This is a genomic window from Pseudomonadales bacterium (assembly GCA_013215025.1).
Lineage (GTDB): Bacteria > Pseudomonadota > Gammaproteobacteria > Pseudomonadales > DT-91 > DT-91.
Genome location: JABSRR010000182.1, coordinates 1 through 5,429 on the forward strand (window position 1 = coordinate 1; position 5,429 = coordinate 5,429).

The 5,429-nt window shown below is 49.3% G+C and carries 5 protein-coding genes; all 5 read left to right on the top strand.

The window, feature by feature from the left end:
* Positions 1-411, top strand: a 411-nt coding sequence (locus HRU21_11240) for an isoaspartyl peptidase/L-asparaginase (GenBank protein ID NRA42862.1), incomplete at its 5' end; no start/stop codon positions are given.
* Positions 412-770: 359 nt separating this feature from the next.
* Positions 771-1,847 (top strand): midcut-by-XrtH protein, encoded by a 1,077-nt coding sequence (locus HRU21_11245; GenBank protein NRA42863.1) that lies wholly within the window; start codon positions 771-773, stop codon positions 1,845-1,847.
* Between the two features lie 1,527 nt (positions 1,848-3,374).
* Positions 3,375-3,929, top strand: coding sequence for a hypothetical protein (locus HRU21_11250; protein ID NRA42864.1), 555 nt, complete (start codon positions 3,375-3,377; stop codon positions 3,927-3,929).
* 577 nt (positions 3,930-4,506) lie between these two features.
* Positions 4,507-4,830, top strand: coding sequence for a hypothetical protein (locus HRU21_11255; GenBank protein ID NRA42865.1), 324 nt, complete (start codon positions 4,507-4,509; stop codon positions 4,828-4,830).
* Between the two features lie 280 nt (positions 4,831-5,110).
* Positions 5,111-5,429 (top strand): hypothetical protein (locus HRU21_11260; protein ID NRA42866.1); only part of this gene is annotated, 319 nt, incomplete at its 3' end.

Sequence of the window (5,429 nt, forward strand, 5' to 3'; positions counted from 1 at the left end):
GATACGGTCGGTTCAATTGCGGTTGATGCGAGAGGCGATCTCTGTGTTGGCTGCTCAACCAATGGTCGAGAGTTAAAAATACCAGGGCGTGTGGGAGACTCTCCTATCGCTGGAGCAGGTGCCTACGCAGACCAAGACGTTGGCGCTGCAGTAGCAACGGGAAACGGTGATGTGATGATGCGGTTTTTACCAACTTATCACACCGTTGAGTTGATGCGGACCGGCATGTCACCAGAGGAGGCTGCGGCCGCTTCTATCAAGCGAATCACTGACAAAGGGTACAAGTTCGGTGGAGGTATCGTGGCAGCGCGAATTGATGGGTTGCATGGCGGTGCAAAAGCTGGCTGGGAAGATGTTCCCTTTAGTTACTCCGTCCAGACGCAATCAAGCCAGCAGCGGTATCCTGTTTGAACGTTTCACGCTTCGCCATCCGCAGAGCGGTGAAATGCTGCTTTCGCCTAATTGCAGATATCTTGATACGGTTTGTTGAACGTCCGCTTTCGTCCACAAAGCGGACGTGAAGTGTGCATCAGACAAACATCCTCTCCGCTCAAAAATGAGCGCCCCGTGCTTCTAAAATCCGTGTGTGTAACCGCCATAATTTAAAAGAAAGCTTTGGTTGGTTAATATTATTGGGCAGAATCGCGGCTCAGTATTAATGCGTTGTCAGTTAAACTCAGGGTTCAAACAGATATAGAAGCACTACAACATTAGGCGCATTGAAGGCAGAGCTTTCTCCAAAGAAAAAGACTGTAAACAGGGGCAATAGCATGAGCATCAAACATGCATGGGCGGCGATTTCATCGCTGACACTTTCTTCAGTCGCATTCGCGCAAACAAGCGGTACCCTGACATATGGACCTGCGCCAGTGAGCTCTGCACCGGCAGTGCCCGTGCCGATTCCATCGTTGCTGTTGATACCGCTTGGCGTCTTGATGGCGGTGATAGGTTATCGCACATTGCGCGGCCCGCAGGGGCGTAAATTATTGAGTGTGATGTTATTGGGGGCGGGTCTAACCCTGAGCGCACTGGGCAGCCTGAACATTCCTCAGGCATTGGCGAGTATGCTTGAGCTGGACAACCCTGAAGGCGGAGTCATTAATCTACCTATCGTCCCGGCGGAAATCAGTAATACCTCAGGTGTAGCGCTGAAGCTGGGTACTTTGAGCATTGATCGCAGCTGTACTTCTAAGGCCCCATCCACCACACAATGCGAGAGTAACCTCATTCTTGAATCGGGTGAGAGTTGCGCCGTCGATTACGACTGTAAGAAGGTTGTTTTCCTTACGAGCACCCTTCAAGACGGTAGTTTGGGAGGCTTAGCCGGTGCAGACGCGATTTGCCAAAATCGTGCGGCAGACGCCGGTTTACAAAACCCCGACAATTACAAAGCATGGTTGTCTGATAGCGCCGTTTCCGTTGCGGATCGATTCGCTCAGAGTGAGTACCCGTACGTCCGCACAGACGGAACGGTCCATGCCAACGACTGGGACGACCTCTTTAATTGCGAGGTTGATCTATCCCAAATTGTCCTCGCCCCTAATTGTCCTGAGATCGAGTATGATGAATACGGAGAATTCGTGCCCGCTCTTGGCACTTTCCTTAATCAAGATTCAGCGGGCAACATCTTCACTGTGAAGGTTGGCTACTGGGACTATACAGCGCCTAACGGTGAGAGCGAGTTCAATACACTAAATTGCAACGACTGGACACGCCCACAAGATTTCACCGACGCACAGTGGGATGCCCAAGATGGATCCATCGGTGATTTCGGCAGAGCCCGCGCTTTGTCTGTGATCAGGGCGTCTTGTAGCGCTGAAGCCCCACTTTTGTGTTTCGAACAATAATGCTGTCCCAAACCCGATCGTCATAGTGCGGATGATATTCTGTCCGTAGCCCCGGTGAGGGCTTTCTGTTCGACCAGCACCTGCGTCCCGGGTAAACCTACGCACACCCAATGCCACCAGCGTGTTGCGTAGGCCCCAATGCGGGCTTGGGCCCGCATCTTGCTTATAAAGCTGGGTGATTCGCTCACGAAAACGCGCGATGGTGTCTTTGGCTGGCGTCACGCCAGCACGGGTGTGGTGGTGGCTCAAAAACGCGAACCCCCGGTTTTATAACGCTGAGCCGGAGCGATATGATCTATGAGACTTTAAAGCCGTCGAGAAAACAATTTGGTCAACGTCCGGTTTTGGCCCCGTTACTGCCTTCGATTAGGAGTACAACAGCTCTATGGTTCTTGAGTATGGATTAGTTATTGCAGCGATACTAGGTTTGCATTTCGTCGCTGGGTACTGCCATCGGCGCGAATATCCCGTCAGCAAGGGGTTTATCATTGGCTCATGTTATGCGGTTTCCTGCGTGTTTCTCTTCCTGTTGGTAGGGATAGTAGCAACCGGAGTTGAAGCTACCACTGATCGTATGACGAAGATCGGGCCGATTCTTGGTCTCTCTGCCTATATTTTTGTCTCGGGTGCCTATGCAGCGTGGCCTAGTTCGGGCAGTACATGAGCGTCAGCTATTGGCCCCTTAGCTGACTGCCAGATTGCATGGGACTCTACGAATCTCACGTCGCAGGCGACAGCTCCTTTGCTATAGTTCATTAATTAGAAATTATCTGTCTGGTTGCGGAGATATCAGCAATGACAAGGAAGCAGTACCTGGGCTTTTCCCTTAGTTTTTTGGTGTTCTGCGTTGGCGCCTCACTCATCATATATCCCATGGGCGCATTCGACTTTGGGCCGCAGTCCTTTGTGGTTCTTGGAACTGCTTACGCCATCTGCGGCGTTCTTCTTTACCGATACTTTCGAGAGCATCCCGAGGCTTTCGAGTCAGATCAGCGTTTGACGCCAGCAGCCGAGCTTACCTATCCCCTCGTAGCAACCTCAATGCTTGGCTTCCTAGTAAATCGATTGTTATCGAACGGTTCCACAATGGACTTTCTGATACCAGCCGCACTGTGCTTCGTTTGTATCTGGGCAGCATTCTTCAGTAGTAGATCAAACTATAGAAAAGTGATGCTTGAGAGCGAACGCTGAATCAGCAATATGTTCGATGTCGAATGCTCGGCCACTCTTATTCACCCATGCTTTGGTTTGTATCCGGCGGCAGCTAGTGGCCCCTTACCAGCCCCTCACGATGGAGAGCGTTTTCTGTGCACAGTTGTATAGTACATCAACGCAGTTGTTAACTGCCTTAGCTTATCGATGAAGCGGTACCTAGCTCATGTTCTTCTCATCGTGGCCCATTTCTTGGGTTCCTGGGCCTCGACTGCGGGCGCCCATACGGAATCGCTCATAAGTACTGTGTGTGATGAATCTGGCTGTACGCAGACAGAGCTTTCTAGAGCGACAGTTGACGTTCTAGCACTGTCGATGGAGGCCTCAGTTGCTGTTGCCGTAGGTGAGTTCGTGATTCTTGACTCTGAAAGAGTGTTTCGCTCGCGTCGCGAGGGTAAACCAGATAGCGTGTACATTGATGTGGTTTTCTACCCTCGGGAATTTCTACGGAATGAAATAGAGCTCGATTTCGGGGAGCTAAATTTTTCAGTCAAGAGGTATGCCCCAGAGGGTGCCAATTTGTTAGATATTTGTCCCGAAGGTTTCGATAGCGCAAGCATGCTCGAGCAGGTAGACATCGACACTAGCAGTTTAAAGGCTCATGACGATGTGCAGAGGGAGAGATCGCTGCAAATTCTGCAGGATCCTTGTTTGCGCAACCCACTTGTCACCAATGTTGTTGTATTCGACCGCTACCCAGATGTTGTCCGGGATACTCTAGTTCCCATAGTTGGTGGTAAGGAGTACGTTCTTTTCCTCTTCACTAACCCTAATGACAGCGAACGCCTTCTAACGGTAGCGAGCTTTAACGTATACGAAGCCGCTCATTACCAAGAGTTATTGAAATTGTCAGCTGAAGAGGGCGATTAAGCGGTTGATGACGATCTTGAATGCCAAATGGCACCAGTATGAATAGCCAAGTTCGTTTGTGATGAACCGCTCGGCACCACTGAGCTATCGCGAGTGCTCGAAGCGCTTAGGGTGAGATGCGCACCTTGTAGAGCTCTATGTCTGCATTACTTATTGAGGCCAGACCATGACAGAGATCTTTGTGAGAACCAAATTTATCGCACTCATATTAGCGATGTCCGCAGAGTTAGGATCAGCAACAGAAGGGGGCGTCTGTGCTGTCAAAGAAGGAATCTGCTATGTGCAATACCGAGACCGGATTGACGATTCTCAACTTGCGACACGCACCTACACGAATGCCCTAAAAGGCTCTTTTGTCGTTGCTGTAGACGCGCCTAACTTCCTTCTATCCGATGAATCTTGGGAAGGTAGGATTTCGACGCGGGTTAGATTCGTACCTCTCGAGTTACTTTACGGGTCCGAACGCGAAGCTGTTGTTAAAGATACGCTTTATCTGTTGAGCCGAGCATACGTTCCACCTACGTCAGATTCTGACCTTGCAGATGACGTTGACGCGTACAAAGTTTGGACGCACAAAATGTCTGACCTCTTGAGCACGGACCACGAAACGCCAGCACTCGCCTATCGAGAACTAGAAATAGCGGTATCACAAGAGCTTCTATCAAACGGCACTAGTAGTGTGCGTGCATTTACAGCCTTACTCAATCGAAGTCCCGATGATAGTTTAGGTCACTATAGGGAGACATTGGTGCCAGTCTTTGAGGGCGAGCACTATGTGGTACTTTTCAATGGCGATTTCGAGAGTATCGATAAAGGCTTCACCCCCTCAAGACTCGATATCTACCCGTTTCGAATCTTCGAAAAGTACCTGCTACCGCGGAAGGCTTTGAATGTAGAGTAGACATACAGCTCGCCGTGGAAACAGCGTATACCGTGACCTACTTATTGAAAATGGCTTGGACCTCTCGTAACTCAGTTCGAAGACTTCTAGTTGGTATGGAGCGCCCAGTTAGAACTGGGTCCAACCAGCTCTATTCCTCGCATATGAAAAAGATGCGCGCTCGTTCAGTAAAATGGAGCGGGAGTAAAACTTCTTGTGGAATTTAGGGGTGGCATTTGCCGTACACAGCAATGTCGGCTTCTGGCCCCTTAGCTATCACTCAGATTTAAAAAGAATTCCAATGAAATTTAATCATGTAGGCATACCAACACTAGAAAAATTTGAGGGTGAAATTGATTTGCCTCATTTAAAAATGACGGTATCTGATCATGAAAACAATCCCTTTGGTATTCAGTGGCAAAGGTACTGGAAAGATGCACCTTATCCAGAGCTTGTTAAATCTGTGCCTCATGTCGCTTTTGAAGTAAGTGATTTAGACGATGCATTAAAAGGGCAAAAGATAATCATTCAACCAAATTCACCCAGTGACGGTTTAACAGTTGCGTTCATAGAAGTTAATGGAGTCCCAGTAGAATTAATGCAGTATGACAAAAACACAT